This is a genomic window from Chitinophagaceae bacterium, from assembly GCA_007695095.1.
Classification (GTDB): Bacteria; Bacteroidota; Bacteroidia; order Chitinophagales; family REEL01; genus REEL01.
This window is the reverse complement of sequence record REEL01000106.1, coordinates 1-20848: the sequence shown is the minus strand read 5'-3', so window position 1 is coordinate 20848 and position 20848 is coordinate 1. Positions and strand designations below refer to the sequence as shown.

The following is a 20848-nucleotide window of genomic DNA, read 5'->3' as shown; positions in this document are numbered from 1 at the left end:
GAATTTTTACTCTTTTTACTGTATTTACTCATTTTCTTTTCTTTTATTTAAAAACTGGATTTTATTTAATTTATTTAACTGACATTTTAAAAATATGTTTTTAACTCACCTTATTTTCCTTTAAAATCAGGCTTTCTCTTTTCTATAAATGCTTGCATGCCTTCTTTTTGGTCCTCTGTAGAGAACAGTGCATAAAAGTTTTTTCGCTCTAACAAAAGACCCTGATCTAAAAATGTATTAAAAGCCTGATTCACTGCTTCTTTTGCCAATTGTACTGAAACAGGAGCGTGTTTAGCTACTTCTTCTGCTAATCTAACGGTTTCTGTCAAGTACAATTCTACCGGCACAACTTTATTAACAAGGCCATAATTAAAAGCTTCCTCAGCAGAAATAAATTTCCCTGTTAATACCATTTCCATAGCTCTTGCCTTTCCAACAGCCCTTGTAAGTCTTTGAGTTCCGCCGGCTCCGGGCATTACCCCTATTTTGATTTCAGGTTGTCCAAATTTGGCACTTTCCGATGCAACTATCATATCGCAAAGCATGGCGAGTTCACAACCGCCACCCAGTGCAAAACCGGAAACAGCTGCTATCAAGGGTTTTTTAGTCTGACGAATCTGATCCCAGATTGTAAACTGATCAACCTTTAACATATCAATAGAATTTCTGCCCGACATTTGTTTAATGTCTGCACCGGCAGCAAAGGCTTTTTCATTACCGGTTAATATAATGACTTTAACTTCCGGATTACTATCAAGTTTCAACATAGCATCACGAATCTCCATCATCATCTCAAGACTTAAAGCATTCAAATCTTTAGGTCTGTTTAAGCGCACAAGTGCAATGTCTTTTTTAAAATTATCCGTAACTTCTATGTATTTAAAACTCATTTTCTGTTTTTTGAAATTTGACGTAAAATTACAAATAAATAGGCGTTAATCAAAAAATGTACTTTTATTCATTCATTTTCAGAGCATAGGGGTTTCCGGAAATTCTCTTCATCATCAAATAACTTATTAAACCAATCGAACTGCCCAAAATTGCCCCTCCTAAAATATCTAAGGGATAATGCACTCCTACATAAACCTGAGCATAAGAAATGGAAAAAGCCCAAATTAAAAAGATATACAAAACCCATTTTTTTATAGGAAAAAATAACAAACCCAAAAAAACGCCTATCCCAAAATGATTTGCTGCATGTGATGATGTAAAACTTTTACCGCTTCCGCAATTTACCAGCAGACGAATCTGATCTGCTAAAATCGGATCATTACAGGGTCTCAACCTGTCTACCATTGGTTTAATAATGCTGCTGCTGCTTTGGTCTGTCAATACAACTGTCAATATAGCAAAAACCAATACCATCAATACTCTGGTTTTTAAGGTATAGCTCAAATAAAAAAGTAAAGCAGCATAAAGAGGAATCCAAAAATACTTATCTCTGAACAAGGGCAATAAAAAGTCAAAAAACGGATTTGTCCATTTGGAGTTAATTTGAAAAAATACCGTTTCATCAATTCCGGTCAACCATTCCATAATTCTTATTTAGTCGCTGTTATGATAAGTCTGGGAGATGTTACTTTTTCAAAAGGATTTAAGCTGTAGTCTCCAAATAAATCTAAAATTTTAAATCCGGCTTTTTCAAATAAATTCAGCAGTTCTTTTTTTGTAAATCCATATACATTTTCTTGAAAATGCCTTGGTTTTCCATCTACTTCAAAATGTATTGTTTTTGTTATCCATTGATTTTCTATTTTTCTTTGAATATGAAAATGGACATCTTCAATTATTTTTTCTTCTTCTGAGACCAGGTTTTTTTCTAATAAATGAATATTTAAAAAATCTAACAAAAAAGTCCCGTTTTCACTCAAAGCATCATGTACATTTTTTAAAATATTCAGGTGCACTTCTTCATTTTCAAAATATCCATAGCTGGTAAACAAATTCAATATTACATCCACATTCTTTACAGGAAAAGGGTCTCGCATATCATGTATTAAAAAATCTGCCCGATCACTTTTAGTTTCTGCCTTTGCAATTTTTATATTATTAGCCGATAAGTCCAAACCGGTAATTCGATAGTTTTTCTCAGATATAAAATGTGCATGTCTGCCATTCCCGCAGGCCATATCAACAAAATAAGTATCCTTTTTCGGATTGAGATATGTCAATAAATTCTCCAGAAAATATCCGGCTTCTTTTTCATCTCTATGTTTATATAACAAATGATAATAAGGAGAATCAAACCAATCTTTAAACCATACAGACGTTGTATTCATTTCGAAGTTTTTTTCCATTAAGGCAGTTAATAGAATGAATTTAATTTACAGAAATAATGGATTTACAAAACATAAACCCTAAATAATTTCTATTTTTGTGCCTCAAAAATAAAGAATATTGACACTAATTACATCAATTTCAGGAATAAGAGGAATCGTAGGCGGTAAACCCGGCGAAGGATTAACGCCTCCGGATATAATTAAGTTTACTACAGCTTATGCCTATTGGATTAATAAACAAGGCAATGATAGTAAAAAAATAATTATTGGCAGGGATGCTCGTATAACCGGTGAAATGGTTACAAATTTAGTATCAGGTACTTTGATGGCAATGGGCTATGATGTTTATGACTTAGGCTTGTCTACAACTCCTACCGTTGAGCTGGCGGTTATGCATGAAAAAGCAGCCGGAGGATTAATATTAACGGCGAGTCACAACCCTAAGCCATGGAATGCGTTAAAACTACTTAACCACAAAGGTGAATTTTTGAATGCAAAGGAGGGAAAAGAAATTTTAGAATTTGCAGAATCTGAAGATATTCTTTATTCAGAAGCTAAACAAGTTGGCAAATATCATTTATTGGAAGGTTATATAGAAAAACATATCGCGCTGATACTTGATATTCCACATGTTAAAAAAGACCTGATAAAAGAAAAGAACTACACCATCGTTGTAGATAGTGTTAATTCAACCGGTGGCATATCTATTCCGGTTTTATTAGAACATTTGGGTGTAAAAAAAGTGATTTCACTTTATGGTGAGCCCACCGGCGACTTTCCACATAACCCGGAGCCACTACCTGAAAACCTGTCTACTTTAGCCAGTGAAGTGAAAAAACAAAATGCCGATTTAGGCATAGCTGTCGATCCTGATGTGGACCGTTTAGTATTAGTTTCAGATGACGGTTCTATGTTTGGTGAAGAATATACTTTGGTAGCTGTTGCTGATTATATTTTAGGAAAAGAAAAAGGAAACACTGTCAGCAATATGTCTTCTACCCGTTCATTAAAAGAAGTAACAGAAAGCCATGGAGGCGAGTATTTCCCGTCTGCTGTTGGAGAAGTAAATGTTGTGGAAAAAATGAAAGAGGTCAATGCCGTTATAGGCGGCGAAGGAAATGGAGGAGTAATTTACCCCCCCTTACATTACGGCAGAGATGCACTTGTCGGAATCGCACTATTTTTATCGCATTTAGCAGAAAGTGGAAAACGCTCCTCTACGCTAAGGAAATCATATCCCAATTATCATATTTCAAAAAACAAAATTGCTCTAACTGCTGAAGTTAATATGGATAAGGTTTTCGAAGAATTAAAGAAAAAATATAAAAAATACCCCCTCAATACAGAAGACGGTCTGAAAATTCAGTTTGATGATGACTGGATTCACTTAAGAAAATCTAATACAGAGCCTATAATTCGTATTTATACGGAAAGTGCTAATGAAAATACCGCTGAATCCATGGCAAAAAAGATAATGGATGATATCAGGAATATCACTGAAAACAATTGACACCTGCCTAAAATAATAGTCTTAATCGTTTTTTATATCTTTGTATTTCAACTACTGCTGTAATAATTGCAATGGAAATTAGTTGAATAAATATCATTCAAACCTCATTAAGTAATGGTGAGACAAAGTTAATTATAAAATCATGAACGTATATTTAGATAACGCTGCGACAACTGCTATAGACCCTCGTGTTTTAGAGGCAATGATGCCATTTCTTAAAGATAACTACGGGAATCCATCTTCTATTCATACTCACGGAAGAGAGGCAAAAGCAGGAATTGAAAAGGCCCGCAAAAGCATAGCTTCCAATTTAAATGCTTCCACAGGAGAAGTTTTCTTCACAAGTGGCGGAACAGAAGCTGTAAATATGGCGATAAAATGTGCGGTCACAGATTTGGGTGTAGAAACTATTATAACTAGTCCGCTTGAGCACCACTGTGTCCTACATAGCTGTGACTGTGTGAAAAGCAAGCACAATATTAATATTGTCATGTTAGATTTTGATGAGAACGGCAACCCTGATTTACAGCAGTTAGAAAGTATACTATCTAAAAAAGATACCGGGAAAACTTTAGTCAGTTTGATGCATGCCAATAATGAAATTGGTAATTTACTGGATATAAAAAAAGTATCTGAAATTTGTCGCACACACGGAGCTCTACTACATTCTGATGCAGTGCAAACAGTTGGCCACTATCCTCTTGACTTACAGGAATTAGATATAGATTTTTTATCCGGTTCTGCTCATAAATTCCACGGCCCGAAAGGGATCGGCTTCATTTACATAAATGAAAATCTCACCTTAAAACCTTTTATAGATGGCGGCTCTCAGGAAAGAAATATGCGGGCAGGTACAGAAAATATCTATGGTATAATAGGTATGGCAAAAGCCCTGGATATTTGCATGGAAAATTTTGAGGAAGAAAAAAAACACATTGAAGGTTTAAAGTTTTATTTTGCTGAAAAGCTTTTGAGTTTTCACCCTGAAATATCTATTAATGGTAATTTCCCGGAGCAAAGCTTATATACTATATTAAGTGTTTCCCTGCCTTCCTCTATGCCTACAGACATGTTTCTGTTTAACCTTGATATGTCAAACATTGCCGTATCAGCAGGAAGTGCATGCAGCTCGGGGTCAAATACCGGTTCGCATGTAATAAAAGCTATTTACGGAGAAAAAAACAAACATTCTTCCATTCGATTTTCCTTTTCGAAATTTAACACAATGGAAGAAGCGGATTATGTACTTGAAAAAGTAAAAAGAATTTTACCTCAAGAAGTTAGTATGTAGATTGGGGTACTGAGGTTTAATTTTAACCCCAATTCCATCAATAAGACCGTACACATCTAACTCTGTAAGTATCATTTTTTAAATATTGATTTTGCCCACTTATAAAGTCAAACCATTGCTGCCATGCATTGCTGTTACTTCCACCCTGACTGGAGCTCCAATACTCACTATTCATTCCGTGGTTAAAACCTCCAATAATGTTTTGATTGTTTCTAAGTATATTTAGCTCATCTTTGCTGGGTAAAAACCAGTCATCAAAACCTCCTTCTACTAATTCATCGCAAATACGTGCAGCAATTCCTTGTGTAGGGCAAGCATTTAATATTGCATCAGTATTTGACTGTCCGGTTCCTACTGCAGTTGATGTATTAACATTTGTTCCCTGGCATCCCCAGGGAGCACCGGCACTCTGGTCAGCTGAAGCGGCAATCAGATAATTACATTGCCCATTACTGTAGTTTGTATTTGCTATTACTCCACCACCATGATTTGTTCCAACTGACAATCCAGGAGTACAAGGAGGTGTTATTGAACAATCTGAAGTTTGTTGATTTAACATAAGAACACTTGACTCTCCACAATCATTGGTTGCCCAAACATATAAAGTATGATTTTCGTCACAAGTTAATCCTGTTTGAGTAAATGAAGTATTTGGTCCGTTATTCGTTGCAGAACTAAAATCATTGGTAGTGTTATAACTGTATGCCGAAGCATTGCTTACAGAATTCCAATTCCACTCAATATTGTCGATACCTGGTGTGTGATTAGCAGAAGTAGGTGCATTCGGGAGACTGCTTAAAACCACATTAACTGAAGAAATGCTACTAGTGCAACCATTTTCAACAACAAAAACCTCATAAAGACCATTCATATTTGAGGTGGCTGAATTACTAACAGTTGGAGATTGCTGATTACTTTGAAAACCTGAAGGTCCTGACCAAAAAATACTGCCATTTATCTGGCCATCTGCATTTAAAATCAAATTTTCACCTAAACAAGCCGGACTTACAAGCTCAGCTGTAGGTGCAGCAGGAGTTAAATTTATATCAATGTTTACACTTGCTGCATTGCTTGAACATCCGTCCACTTCAACTATAAGCTCATAATCCCCACTCATAGAAGCAGTTGCTGATGAACTTACAACAGGGTTTTGATTAGTGCTGTTAAATCCGTTTGGTCCTGACCAGTTATAATTTGCTCCTATCACTTCATCCGAAAAAAGATTTAAAGTTTCGCCCTCGCAAATCGGTGAATTACTGTTAACTACAGGTGCACCAGGCGTATCGTTTACAATTAAGCTTATTGCTTCTTCAATGCTTTCACACCCATTATTTGAAATAACTACCAAAGTATACTCTCCGGTCATGCTAACCTGAGCAAAACTACTAACAACAGGGTTCTGATCAGTACTACTAAAGCCATCCGGTCCTGACCACTGATAAGTTATACCTGCATGACTATCCGCAAATAATGATAAAGTTTCTCCGGCACATACAGGACTATTTGTACTAATAGCCGGTGTTTCTGCAACCTCAAGAACTTCAATCAGCTTAATTTCCGTAAAAAAAGGAGGTAAACACTCTTCATCCGTTATCATAAGCCTGTACCAGGTACTTTCAAGTGGTTGCGCTAAAGTTGTTAACTGTGTTTCACCAACCATGTCAAACCAATCAGTGCTATCAGTGGAGTACTGCCATTGTAAGTCTCCTTGTTTATAATCTATTCCTTCTAAAGTAACAGTATCCCCGGCACAAATCGTAATATTCTGTGCTGTACTATTATTTGAAAAAACTATTAAAAAAATTGCCGGTAAAAAAAATAATACGTTACGCATGTTCTTGTTTTAATTTACTAAAAATGTTTTTCCAAAAGAATCTTTATCGGTCATGAGTATCAAATAGTATAAGCCTGTTTCCAGCTCCTTTACATCTAAATGAAATGTGCGATCAATATTACTGTTAATGCTTTTGGAAATTACAAGAGCTCCTTTAAGATTATAAACATAAATTTTATTTACCTCATTGAAGTTTGCTCCCCAATTTATAGTTAAAATGTCATCTGCCGGATTGGGATACAGATTAATTTCAGTATTGAAATCATAACTATCTTGTACAGATGTAATTTCACAATCCGGAATTTGAAAACTAAGTACCTGCTGTGCATTTACAAACTGAAATGCCAGCAATGTTAAACATTTGATTAATGCAATTTTTTTAAACATATTCATTTTTTTTAAGTTAATTTTTAATCTTTTATACAACGAATTGAAAATCCATGATTCTTATTGTTACCATTTCTATTGACTGAAGTGAGATTTTCATCTAAATGCCGGGTCCATGCATTAGTATTTATTTCCGTTGCCGTCCACCAAAAACCATAATGCCCAATTACATTTTGTGCACATGCTGTTGAAAAACGATATCCACCCGGCAATCCATTAAATCCAGAGAAATTAAATCGGTTATGTGATTTTAGTTGACCGTCATGCCATAGATTATATGTTCCGGCCAATTGACTACCTATATCAAACCCTCTCCATCCTGTAGCATCTGCACAACCAAATGTATTCCCTTCACACATACCTAAATAGACTTCCAGTTCTTTCCACTCATTATCACTGGGAACATGCCAGCCATCCGGACAAATACCCTGAACACCACTAGGAATCTGATTACTTGAATTCTCTCCGGCCATTATAGCCTCCCAATCATATAACCTCCCATATGAATCACACATTAAAGAGTCATGATCATAACACCAGCTATTCCCATGAGTATGTGTTATTGTATTCAGGTTTTCACTCATCCAACACTGCGTTCCAATTTCAACAACACCATAACTATTACCATCTATATCAACAATGCTTGTTACACCACCACATCCGGCAGGACAACTATTAGTTGACTTACTAAATACTGCACTTGCTGAAACTCCGCATTCATTATACTCCCATACAAATAACTCATATACTGTATCACAGTCAAGATTTACTAAATTGTAAGAATTTATATTTCCTATATCAGTAGATGTTGAGTAATCATCTATATGATTTACCCGAAAACTACTATTCACCTGGCTTTCTTCCCAATGCCAATGAATATAATCAGTGCCTGCTAAATGCTGAGATTCTATAGGTGCTAATGGAGTCGTTTGCATTATTACTTCCGTACTTTGTATTGAACTTAAACATCCATATTTTTCTGCAAAAACATTAAAAGTGGCTATATTATCCATATAATAGAAGGTGTCTATTTCTACACTTAAGGCATTTGTTTCATTGTTCTGAGGATCAATCCATGTATAATCAACCCCTGATTCAATATTTTCTATTGTCAATTCTAACTGATCTCCCTGACACAAAGGCCCATTGTTTTTAGGCTGTGGGATTTGTGGTAACTCCTGAATAATAACATGCTGACTGAAAGTAAAGTGACAAGTATTTTTAATTACTTCTAAAATATATTCACCACTATGAATGTTCATAGCACTATCTGCTACAAGAGGATTGTTTGATTTACTGCTAAATTGATTAGGCCCTGACCAGTTATAAGAAGCATTAACTATATCAGCTGCTAATAGCTTTACGGTATCATACAGACAAGATTTTAGCGTATCATTCTGCAATACTTTACTAAGTTCATAAACTTCTATAAATTGCTCATCGGAATAGCTAAACTCCGGACAACTTTGGTCTAATGCTTTAACTCTGTACCAGGTATTTTCAGTCGGATAATCAACTATTGAATGTAAGTTATTCTCACCTATCTTTTCCCAGTTAATATTATCTGTTGACTTTTGCCATTCAAAATCTTGTATTTTATCATTTTCAAAAACAAGATTAATTGAATCCCCTTTACAAAGGAATTGACTCTGAGAAAAAATTTCAGCTGAAAGAATTAATAGTAAAAATATTTTAACTGCAATTTTCATAAAACTCTTTTAATAAGTTCTTACACATCTTACTCTCCATTGTGGAACTTTACCGGTTACACTTTGTGCTCCATTTAAAAAATACTGTCGCCAGGCTTCATTATTATTTTCCTCACTTGAAGTCCAATAATATCCTGAATTAAAATTTCCCAAGTTACTTTGTTTTAAGTTAGTATATAAAAGATTTAACTCGTCTTTACTGGGTAAATACCAATCACTAAAACCTCCTAAAACTAAATCGTCACAAATTCTGGCAGCAATTCCACTTGTTGCACAATTATTGGTAATTGCTTCTGTATTGGACTTTCCACTACCGACATTTGTTCCATTGGAATTAACAAAAGTTCCATAACAACCCCAGGGGGCACCGGTACTTTGATCAACTTCCGCTGAAATAAGGTAGCCACATGAACTGGGAAAGTTAACATCCGCAATAATTCCCCCACCAAACTGTGTTCCTATAGTAAGTCCGGGTGAAGAACAAGGTTGAGTCGAACAAGGAAGGGTACTTTCACTTATATTTAATGGAGCAGATTCCCCACAACTATTATAAGACCAAATAAAAATAGAATGCATATTGTTACATATTAACCCGGCTTGAAAAAAGGAAGTATTTAAGCCTAAGTCAGTAGCTGTAGAAAAGTCGTTTACCGTGTTGTATTTATAAGCTACTATATTACTGTTAGTATTCCAGCTCCATTCTATATGGTTTTCTCCGGTATTAGTACCGCTTAATACAGGTGTTACAGGAGGATAGTCAACAACTAAATTCACAGTTGCCGACACACTGGTACATGATTCTACTATTTGATATACTAAATAGGTTCCTGTATAAGTTGAATCAACGTTTTGAGTTAACAAGGGGGAAGCTTCAAAACTTTCAAAACCCAAAGGTCCTGACCAGTAAAAGTCTGCACCGGTATTTCCTGTAGCATTTAAATTTACATTTTCTCCGGCACATTTGAACACATCAGTTTGGACTGACGGTTGATTTGGCAGGGCATTTACAACTACCTGAGTTTGATAAGTTTCACTTGTACACCCCTCTAATACTATGTTCAATGTATAATTTCCGGAATAATTTAATGTAACGCTATCTGAAACAATTGGGTTTTGGTCATTACTTGTAAATCCATTTACTCCGCTCCAATTATACTCAGCACCCGGAAAATTATTAACTAATAATTGTAACGGTTCCCCGATACAATAAGAGCTGTTTTGGTTAATGAAAATATCCGAATCAAAAGTGACAACTTCAACATACTTTACATCAGTATAATAAATAGAATCACAATCCGGATCATTAATTTTTAATCTATACCAATTACTTTCGTTAGGATTTATTTGCAATTCTAATTGATTAGCACCACTTATGTTTATCCAGTTTATTGAATCTGAAGATAATTGCCACTGTAAATTGCCTCCATTATAATTTATTCCTTCTAAAATAATACTTTCACTATCACAAATGTAAATAGTTTGAGAAAAACCTAAAGGTGCTTTCAAAAGAATTAAAGCCGGAATAAAACTAAAATAAAAACTAATTGACTTCAAATGAAAAAAATTAAAAGACATCCTGCAAAGCACAAACTTTGCAGGATGAAATGATTATGAAACGAAAATGATTTAATGTGCTCTTACGCATCTCACTCTTTCTAAAGATGTGCGACTTAGACTATTTGGAGAAGAACTTCCCATACAATTTACCCCATTAAAAAGTGTTTGCGCCCATACCTCAGTAGATTGCGGACAACATATTGAACTATTATTATTCTCAGAAGAAGACCAATAACGCTCAGAACAAGTACCACCAATATTAGCATTTGAAGCCTGATTAGCAATAGGTCCGGTTAATTCATCTAAACTTGGTAAAAACCAATCATCAAACCCATCATATGTCTCGTCATCACAAATACCGGCAGCAAATGTACCGGTAGAATTTGCTACAATAGAAACTGTATTAGATGCACCTGTACCAACAGCAGTACTTGTACCAAAAAGACCAGCATCCCCCCATGAAGCACTATTAGAAGAATTTGCTGTTCGTACAATTAAATATCCACAATCAGAATTTGCATAAGTTGTAGATACAACAATACCTCCTCCATAAGCATCACCTACCGATAGTGCAGGACTTGGACATACAACGGGTGCAGGGCCTCCACCTCCTCCACCATCACATAATGATATCCAGTCAGTACCATTATACAGTTCTAAGCATTCGCTATCGGTATTAATTACCATTAAAAATGGGGCAGGATTAAGAATTGCATCTCTTTCTGCCTCTGTCAATCTTGGAAACAATACACCTTTAGATGTAGATTCAATATCTAACATCGAAGAAGGATCCGGTGGTGCACCATTATCATTCAAAGAAACACCACCTGTCTGTGCGCTTACATTCATTGTAAAAATTATCATAAATGATAATAGAAATAACAATAAGCGATTTTTTAAATTAAAAGTTGTTCTAGCATTCATAACTATTTTGTTTTAAAGTGATTAAGTAAATATAATTTCATAAATATAATTTATTATTTTTACATTGTCAAGTTTTTATCTAATTATTTTTTTAAAATCTTGGACAAAAAATAACTCCCATTTGACTTTCTACCGGCAATGGAATCTGATAATTCAATACCAGCTCGGGTCCGCCCTGAAAATTTGATACTTTATTGAAATCAGATAAATTAATATCATAGCTAAGTCCCATTCTAAATGTTTGATATTCAAATGCTACAATTGGCGCTATAGCATCAAACATTCTATAAACAGTTCCTCCCAGTATCATTGCCTGTTGTCTCCTATCCTTCATCAGCTCATACCCAACCAAAGCACCACCGCTAATTTGTCTTGCCTGTTTGGAGTACATACCTAATAATGATGGGTAAAGAAACCATCTGTTTGTCAATTGGATTTCACTTCCAAAATGAATATTGTAAACTAATGGAAGGCCCTGACTTTCATCTTCCATAAATGAATTAATTGGTTGGGTAATATTTCTGGCAGAAGCTCCTAAGTAATAGTTTACATAATCACTGGCAGAAAGCAGCCATAAAACACCTACGTTAAATTCAACATGCGTAATGCTTTCTGTAAATAGTGGTTCTCCTGTTGGTAAACCGGGATTAAAACCATCATCATATTGATTATTAAAAGAAAAATTACTAAAACCTAAACTCCGCTGAGTAAATCCTATTTGCCCACCGGCAGAAAGGAAATTGTTTCTGTTTAGTTGCTTAAAATATGCTACCGAACCGAGTACAGACGTCCTTTGCAATTGCCCTTCACCTGCCCTGTCATTTACTATTGTAAGTCCTGCACCCATCCAATCATTCCCGACCTTATTCTGTAAAAAAGGCATATCTATGGCTGCACCAATAGTGGTAAACGGCTTAATCATTGAACTACTCCACTGTTCGCGAAAGTGAAACGTTGCTCTCATTTTACCATCTACTAATCCGGTCATTGCCGGATTCAACAATAAGGGAGAAGCTTGGTATTGAGTGAAATGAATATCCTGAGACTTAACATAGCTCAAGCCAATACAAAAAATTAAAAAATATGTTAATAAAGTAGTTTTCATAGACTTTCTATTTTAAAAGAATCACTTCTCCATTTTTAAACTGATTCAATTCTTCTCCGGTATCGTTATCTATGCAAATTGCTTCAACATAGTATGTAAATACTTCTGACGACTGAGCTTGTGACCTAAAAGTCCCATCCCAACCAAAATTTTCTTCATTTGGACTGAAGTTTGTAGCTTCAAAGACTATTTCACCCCATCGATTAAAAATTCGAAAAGTAGAAATTCTATCTGCATATCCTCTTACATAAAATATGTCGTTCATACCATCATCATTAGGTGTGAATGCTGAGGGTAACCATAAATCGCAAAGAGTTTTAACCCTGACAAAAACAGAATCTTTAGATTCGCAACCGAACTCATCTGTATAAAAAACAGTATACAACACTGATTCATCAGGAGATGCATTCGGAAAAGGACAATTTACGCAATCCAGATTGTAATCAGGTTCCCATATAAAACTACCTGACTCAATACCTCCTAAAACAACTGATTCGTTTTCATAAATCTCTGCATCAGTTCCGGCATTTGCCGGTATTGGATCAACAACTTCTATTATAAATGTGGCTGTATCAAAGCAAGATCCAATTGAAGAACTTACATAATATTCATTAATAGTATTGAGAGGTGTTACTTCAATAGATTCCGATAAAGCTCCTGTGTTCCATTCATAGGAAAGTCCTCCACTTGCCGTTAAAACAGCTGATTCGCCCGGACACAAAGTATTATTTCCCGATATTTCTAATTGAGGTGGTGATAAAACTTGTATATCTATACTATCTGATGCAATACACCCGGAACTATTAGTTACAGTGACAGAGTATAATCCACTAATTAGTACTAAAAACTCCGAATCCGTTGAGCCATCTTGCCATTCATAAGTATGATTTTGTGCCTGAACATCAAGTAAAACTATATCCCCTTCACAAACTACAGTATCATTTCCTAAATCAAGTTGAGGTAAAGAGTTCACATTTACCGATACACTGGCTGAAGACTGACAGTTATTATTATCCGTAACAATGACAGTATAAAGAGTATTTACTAACGGGCTAACTTCATGGGGCCCACCGGTAGAAGGTAAATTAGGATTCCAGTCATAGTTAACACCACCTGAAGCACTTATAGTTGCGCTTTCGCCCTGGCAAATATCTATATCATCACTAATGATAACATCCGGCAAGGCATTTACAGCTATGTTAGTGCTTGCTGAGTCTATGCAGCCATTGTTATCCGTAACTACCACTGTATATATTAATGTGGAATCAGGAGAAATTGTGTGTGGCCCGGGTCCTGATGGAACATTATTATTCCATAAATATATTTGTCCTCCATCGGCACTAATATCAATACTTGAACCTATACAGATTGAGGTATCCGGTATAACTGTGATATTAGGTAAATCATTTACAATAACCAAAATAGAATCACTGTTAACACACAAATTAGAATCCGTAACTTCGACTATATAATTTGTTGTGCTCCCCGGAGAAACATTGTGAGGCCCGGGGCCTGAGAATAAATTATTACTCCATGAATATGTATTACCTCCTGATGCAAATAAAACAGCTGAATCGCCAATACAAATTTCGGCATCACTTCCGGTATTCACCATTGGTAAAGGATTAACATCTATAGTAGTTTCAACTGTATCAGAACATCCATTAAGATCCGTGACTTCTACCGTATATGTTGTAAGTGCTATAGGAGTTACGAAATGAGGTCCGGGAATTGAAGGCAGGCCATTATCCCAATTATAAGAAATACCACCATCAGCAAATAATTCGACACTGTCCCCTGCGCAAATAATTGTATCCGCTGATATTGTTGCCACAGGAAGTGAGTTAACTTCTACTTCTACTTGAGCACTTTCAATACATCCATTATTATCAGTTACCTCAACTATGAATGTTGTAGTATTTAAAGGGCTAACAGTATGTGGCCCCGGTCCTGCAGGTAAATTATTATCCCAAACATAACTCACTCCACCGCTTGCGATTAAAACAACTGATTGATTCTCACATATAGCAGTATCTCCTGTAATTGTAAGGTCAGGTATTTGATTAACTATAATTGTGACATTAGCTGTATCTACACAACCATCAACATTAGTAACTTCAACAGTATAAGTTGTTGAAGAGTCAGGAGCCACGGTATGTGGGCCGGCAGTAGAAGGTAAATTATTATTCCAATTATAAAAGATTCCACCGGTTGCAGATAAATCAACAGTTTCTCCTCTGCAAATAATAGTATCTGAATTAGTTTCGGCTAATGGTAATGGAGATAATTCAACAAGAAAAGAAGCTGTATCTACACATGCGTTTGAATCTGTTACTATGACATTATAAGATATTGAAGAATCCGGAATCACTAAATGAGGTCCCGGTCCTGAATAGAGACCATTATTCCATTCATAGAGGTTACCACCTTCTGCAAATAAATTTATTGGGCTGCCAAAACAAATAGTAGTATCTATGTTTGTAATTATATTTGGTAATTCATTTACATGTACTGTCACCTGAGTCGTATCCTGATTGTTTAAGCTATCAATAGCTATCACTTGATAGGTAGTAGTAATAACCGGACAAACAGTATGTGGGCCGGGTCCATTAGGAACATTGTTGTTCCAAATAAAGTCATAGGGAGGGTCCCCTTCAATAGCACTCGCAGATAAAGCAGTACATTCTCCAAGACATATAGTATCCGGAGTTGCTTCAACAGTAACAGTCGGGCCACATGGATCAGAAATAATAGTAGCGGATATAGTATCAAAACAATTATTAGCATCCCAAACCCAAATAAGATAAGTGCTATCTTCTAAGTTATTGACAATTTGAGTTGTATCTCCGGTAGGCCATGTAAATGTATAAGGCGAAGTACCACCACTAACTAAAACTTCAACTGTTCCATCCCCCGAATTACAACTACCCGGGTCAGTCAATACATTTAGGTTTAATGGCGGCGAGTCTTGTACGTTAACAGAGTCAACCTCAATGCACCCATTCGCATCAGTTATAGTTACTGAATAAGTACCGGCACTAAGTCCGGCAATAGTTTGGGTAGTTTGACCGCCTGACCATAAAAATGTAAAAGGGCCCTGTCCGCCATTAGGATTTACAGTTGCAGTAGCATCATTTGCTCCTGCACACATATCTGTACTTGATACTACAGGATTCATCACTCCAAAATCTTCCAATAAAATTGAATCAACACGTATGCAACCATTTGCATCCGTTAATGTCAGTGTACACCAACTACCCGGAGGTATATTCGTAGCTATATTAGATGTCTGTCCATTACACCAAGAATAAGAATGAGGTAATGTGCCACCGGTAGAAAATACTTCTGCTTCACCAATAAAATTTCCACTGCACCCACCGGTACTTATGTCTACTAAATCAATATCAATTATATTAGGCTGATTGACTGTTACACTCTGTGTAATTTCACAATTATTTGCATCTGAAATAACAACATCATAATTACCTGCACCAAGTCCGGTTGCTGTTTGGGTAAATTGCTGAGGACTTGTATTCCAACTAAAACTATATGGAGCTGTACCTCCTGTTACACTAACAGTAGCTAACCCATTATTATCACCATTACAATTCAGAGTACTTCCATTTGGAGTAATGTTAAAAGCAGGTGTTTCATTTATAGTTAAAGATTGAACCCCAATACAACCATCTGAATCTGTAACCGTAACTGTATAAAATCCTGCAGTTAGTCCACTTACGTTTGCAGTATTTTGAGATGGGGAAGTATTCCAGGTATAAGTATACGGTGGAGAACCACCACTTACTACTGTTTGAACTGCTCCTGTAGAATCACCGGGACAAAGAATATCCGTTATATTCAAATTTATATCTATATTTACAACATCCTCAATTATAAAATTCTCCACATAAGGACAATTACTTCCATCATCTATGATTACTGTATAACTTCCCGGGGCAAGCCCGTTTACTGTTTGTGAGGTCTGCCCACCGGGCAACCATTCATAAGTATAGTTTCCACTTCCTCCTGTTGGATTTACAGTAGCTGTACCATTATTCAGTCCACATGCAGTTACATCTGATTTACTTAAATTGGGTACTATATCAGAATTTCCGGAAACACAGGCTAAATCAACTGCAACACAACCATTTGCATCTGTTACAATAACTGTGTAGCAACCTACACTCAAATCTGTTGCTGTTGGTCCGGTCTGAGTTGGAGTTGTAACCCATTGTATTGAATAAGGAGGTGTTCCTCCTGTAATATTAACCGTTGCATCTCCCAATACGGCATTAATATAATCAGAATACACAATTGTTCTTATGGTTCCATCAGCCGTAGAACTAACTCCTCCAATACAGTCTACTGTTGGTGTATATGTACAATTTACTGAAGGTATGTCATGCAGGTTTATTCCTCCACAATTGACAACACAGCCTCCACAATTTGAAGTACAAGGTGAGTTTCCTCCACCTATATTTGTAGTCCCTCCGCAGCCACCGGTTGTAGAAGAAATTCCACCACATTGAATTTGAACACTTGTTGGGCAATCTGCGCAAGGAACTACACAAGTAACTCTTACACAACCACCGGGTTGGCAATCAGCCGGGTTTGTGCTTGTAGTAATTTCCATTCCACAAGGCTTGCATGGTTCAACAGTAGCAACTATATTAGTAGATGTATCATTACACAGTGAGTTTGCAGAATAAGTGATAAGGGTTACCTGATAAGATCCTGTATCAGCATAATTATGTACAGGGTTTTCAAGCGTCGAAGTATTTCCATCGCCAAAATCCCATAAATAACTCACTATATCTCCTGAGCTATTATTAAAAAAGCTAACTTCTGAAGTTGTGCAATCAGTTAATGCTGACAATGCAGAAGCATTTGTTACATTTTCACAATGAACTACATTAAACTGAAAGTCTCTGCTCACCGTAGAAATCAATTGACCATTCCTATACTCATCTACACAAACACCTACTACAAACTGCCCTAAACCGGGTGGATTCCCGGTTAATAAACCGGTTTGTGGATCTATACTTAAGCCTCCGTTTATCGGATCCTGCCATGTATAAGGAGCAGTAAATGCATATGGTACATCAGGCTCTACCCTTTCTAATGGCTCACATATTCTATAAACTAAAGAATCATTATCTGCATCTGTCGCACTATGATCGAACTCTAAATCAAAGCCCTGACAAATATATACAGGAGGCCATTCATTGAAAACTGGATTTGAATTACATTGTGCAAGAGAAATGTCCGGTATAGAGGTAGTATATGCAGCTCTAGAAGGAGGTCCATTGGTAATGGAATGATTTCTACAACATATCTCATATCCCAACTTATACCCTCCCGGTATGGGAGGTAAAACTACTATGCCGGTAAACTCTTGCGCCTCTAAACAAACATTAGACAAAGTTTGAGTACATGGTCCCGGAGGAGTTGGTTGAATTGTTGTAACTCCGGTTCCACTTAACGAAAGAGTTTGTAGCTGAGCTCCATTAGAATTGTAAATCCTAATTGTTGGCGAAGCCGGAAATGGAGCAGTTCCCTGAGCACAATCTCTATAAAAAGTCAGTGTAACTTCGTATTCATTATTCCCCAGACAAGTATAAGTTATTTCGCCACCGGCAACATGGGTTGCCATAATATCTTGAATAAAAAATAAATAAAGACTAGTGAAAAGGATAAAACTTCTTCTTATCATGTTGATTAGGTTGTTTGTACTTCTTTAATTTGGGTTATATTCTTATAAACTCAAATCCAAATTATGACTTTCAATAGTCTAATTTCGCAGTATGCATACAATAAGTCAAACAAACTTAAACAACTAAATTACATTTCTAATCTAGAAAAAACCCTCAAACAGCCAATATAAAGGGAATAAGAAAGCAATTCAAAATTACAATTCTAAAATTGAAAAATATATAAAACAATCGCTAAACACCTATTTTAGATTTTTTTTCGATCTAGAATATCTGAAAACGAATTGTCTGTTACTTTCGATTCCAACCAACTAATAAAATCAAATTGCTGCAATATTCTTTTGTCGTTTTGGTTCTTAGTCATTTTTTCTAATTCTGTTTTCAATACTTCAAATGAGTGTTTCAACTCTATATTATTAGTAACTTTAGGGAGCTTTTTTCGAATAAAATTTAAAAATGCTTTTTCAACATTGTGCAAAGACTTTCTTTTTAACAATTGTCTGTAAGTATTACTTACTAAATAATCAATTAATCGATTATTCTTCAGTTCATAATGAAAAATAATATTCAATAACAAGGCTACCGAGTAGGTTTCACTATCAAGATAGTTCATCGTTTCATTTAAAACTTTATTCAAAAAATATAATCCTTCATCATAATTTTCAACTCCAAGGCATATTATGGAAAAGTTAAAATATATAAACGCCTTATCTCTCTGACTGATTTCGACACTCTCGATGTCATTATTTATAACTTTAATCATTTCATATCCTATTTCAAATTTACCGGTTTGAACATAGTAATCAGTTTCATAGACATATATGCTTCTATACTCCTCTGATGATATACCCTGATATTCTCTAAATGCATTTTTTGCTTTTTCTATATATCTGAGTGCCTCTTCAAAATGGTAAAGAGCCATTAAGATCATAATTGAATTTTGAAGGCATATAAAATATGCACGTGCATTATCTTCTATAACTTTTTTATTCTCCTCAAGGATCTTTACAGATTCAATCCTATGAACTAAACTTTTATTGTAATCATTTAAAATCTCATAATAAACCCCACATGATTGATGATAGTAAACTTTTATTCTTACACTACTATTAACAAAATCATTATCCTTAGGTGATATCCTCTTTTCAGGGTTAATTATTTTTTTTAAAAAATTTTCTCTATCTATATTCGACCTTATACCTCCCAAATTTTGAGAATAAGCAGTATTTAATTGCCAGATTTCCCTATACTCATTTGACAATTTTATTTTGATTAATACGTCCTCTATCTCACTGGATATACTTTGCAGCTTTAGAATACTATCATTTTTATAATATAACCTAAACACTAAAGACCTTTCTTTTTCTATTAGCTTTAAAAGTATTTCAAAGTGTTCATATTCTTCCGCTATCCTTTTGCTGACTAATAACAACTTATGAGCCTGCTTTAACAATCCTTTGTCGACCAAAATTGAAATTTGTTGCATATTATTTAAAAGACTGTTCTCTATATTGTCATCAGAGTGAAAAGCAACAAGAGAGTTTATTATCAAGCTATATAAATAATTTTTAGCCCTGGCAAATTGTATTATAAAGCGGTGGCTTGAAAACTGCTTCTTTATAGCTTGTTCATCGTAAGTATTTTGCTTTGCAATCGCATCATAAATTAAAATGTAATTTTTAGTCCCACTTTGTTTTGAAGCAAAGAGCTTAAAATACCTTTTTTCCTGCATATTCATTGACTTAATTAAGTCAAACAAATCAGTACTTGCTTTTTTCATATTATTTTATTTTAATTTCTCAATACTTAAACAATCAGCATCATAAGAGTTCTAAATAAAGTATATTTACATCTTACAATGAACTTTATTTGTATTAACAGGACGTAAATATAAAATTTACGGATTTATGTGACAATATTTAACTATTATAAATAGGGACAAAAAATATAAAAACAACAATTCGGGCATGTAAGTTATGATTTAATTTAGACTTTAATTTGTATAAATAAATTTGCAATTTAGTAAGGCTGATTTTACTTTAATCTCAGATTCTTTGAAAACTTTTAAAATTAAAATGATGCTTATACCTAAATTAACTTTTTTATTTCTATTCTTTTTATCACTAACTTTCTCATCTTTTGCACAAACGGCAAAACTTTACAATGATGGAGCTACCATCACAATTTTACCAAATACAAGTATGCGTGTTAACGGAGACTTTGAACAACTAAACAGTGGTTCGACCCTTAATCAGGGGGACATTTATCTGACCGGTGACTTGATAAATGACGGACTAGCGGAAATTGGTGGAACTTTTCATTTTGACGGTACAGCCAGTCAGGAAGTTTTAGGAACTACCGACTTTTATGATATCGTAATGAATAATCCTGTAGGCGTTACTTTTGTACAATTTGCGGGTTTACCGGCAAATGCATCCGTTCGCAATAGTATAATTATTGAGCAGGATGCTGTATTTACAGCTGCTTCGAACCTGACTTTAAAGTCAGATGCAAGTGGAACAGCCTTCTTGATGGATTATAGTG

General features: G+C 35.2%; 13 protein-coding genes and 1 pseudogene. 3 read left to right on the top strand and 11 right to left on the bottom strand.

Annotation, left to right across the window (positions count from 1 at the left end; genetic code table 11):
• Positions 1 to 110: 110 nt before the first annotated feature.
• From EA412_06710 to EA412_06700, 3 genes are all read right to left on the bottom strand, one after another.
• Entirely contained in the window at positions 111 to 890 is a 780-nt protein-coding gene (locus EA412_06710) for an enoyl-CoA hydratase (GenBank protein TVR79304.1), read from the bottom strand.
• Positions 891 to 954: 64 nt separating this feature from the next.
• Positions 955 to 1539, bottom strand: coding sequence for a phosphatase PAP2 family protein (locus tag EA412_06705; GenBank protein ID TVR79303.1), 585 nt, complete (start codon positions 1537 to 1539; stop codon positions 955 to 957).
• A gap of 2 nt (positions 1540 to 1541) precedes the next feature.
• Positions 1542 to 2297 carry a class I SAM-dependent methyltransferase gene (locus EA412_06700; protein ID TVR79302.1) on the bottom strand — a complete coding sequence of 252 codons (756 nt, stop codon included), beginning with the start codon at positions 2295 to 2297 and terminating at the stop codon, positions 1542 to 1544.
• Between the two features lie 100 nt (positions 2298 to 2397).
• Here EA412_06700 and glmM point away from each other — a divergent pair, with 100 nt between their 5' ends.
• Complete coding sequence (gene glmM, locus EA412_06695; protein ID TVR79301.1) at positions 2398 to 3789, top strand: phosphoglucosamine mutase; 1392 nt, start codon at positions 2398 to 2400, stop codon at positions 3787 to 3789.
• Between the two features lie 142 nt (positions 3790 to 3931).
• Entirely contained in the window at positions 3932 to 5080 is a 1149-nt protein-coding gene (locus EA412_06690) for a cysteine desulfurase (GenBank protein ID TVR79300.1), read from the top strand.
• Positions 5081 to 5117: 37 nt separating this feature from the next.
• On the opposite strand, the gene EA412_06685 is transcribed toward EA412_06690, so the two are convergent.
• The 8 genes and pseudogenes from EA412_06685 to EA412_06650 all read right to left on the bottom strand — a co-directional run bounded on the left by EA412_06685 (position 5118) and on the right by EA412_06650 (position 20084).
• A complete protein-coding gene (locus EA412_06685; protein TVR79299.1) occupies positions 5118 to 6914 on the bottom strand; it encodes a DUF1566 domain-containing protein in 1797 nt (598 codons plus the stop codon).
• Between the two features lie 9 nt (positions 6915 to 6923).
• Positions 6924 to 7340, bottom strand: coding sequence for a T9SS C-terminal target domain-containing protein (locus EA412_06680; GenBank protein ID TVR79298.1), 417 nt, complete (start codon positions 7338 to 7340; stop codon positions 6924 to 6926).
• Complete coding sequence (locus EA412_06675) at positions 7325 to 9010, bottom strand: hypothetical protein (protein TVR79297.1); 1686 nt, start codon at positions 9008 to 9010, stop codon at positions 7325 to 7327. Before EA412_06675 ends, EA412_06680 begins: the two co-directional genes overlap by 16 nt.
• 9 nt (positions 9011 to 9019) lie before the next feature.
• Positions 9020 to 9268 (bottom strand): annotated as a pseudogene (locus EA412_06670) (DUF1566 domain-containing protein).
• A 1368-nt stretch (positions 9269 to 10636) separates the two neighbouring features.
• Positions 10637 to 11416, bottom strand: coding sequence for a hypothetical protein (locus EA412_06665; GenBank protein TVR79296.1), 780 nt, complete (start codon positions 11414 to 11416; stop codon positions 10637 to 10639).
• 166 nt (positions 11417 to 11582) lie between these two features.
• Positions 11583 to 12596 (bottom strand): type IX secretion system membrane protein PorP/SprF, encoded by a 1014-nt coding sequence (locus EA412_06660; GenBank protein ID TVR79295.1) that lies wholly within the window; start codon positions 12594 to 12596, stop codon positions 11583 to 11585.
• A 7-nt stretch (positions 12597 to 12603) separates the two neighbouring features.
• A complete protein-coding gene (locus tag EA412_06655) occupies positions 12604 to 18306 on the bottom strand; it encodes a PKD domain-containing protein (GenBank protein ID TVR79294.1) in 5703 nt (1900 codons plus the stop codon).
• Between the two features lie 245 nt (positions 18307 to 18551).
• Positions 18552 to 20084, bottom strand: coding sequence for a hypothetical protein (locus EA412_06650; GenBank protein ID TVR79293.1), 1533 nt, complete (start codon positions 20082 to 20084; stop codon positions 18552 to 18554).
• A gap of 232 nt (positions 20085 to 20316) precedes the next feature.
• Here EA412_06650 and EA412_06645 point away from each other — a divergent pair.
• The coding region (locus EA412_06645) for a hypothetical protein (GenBank protein ID TVR79292.1) at positions 20317 to 20848 on the top strand (532 nt) is incomplete at its 3' end.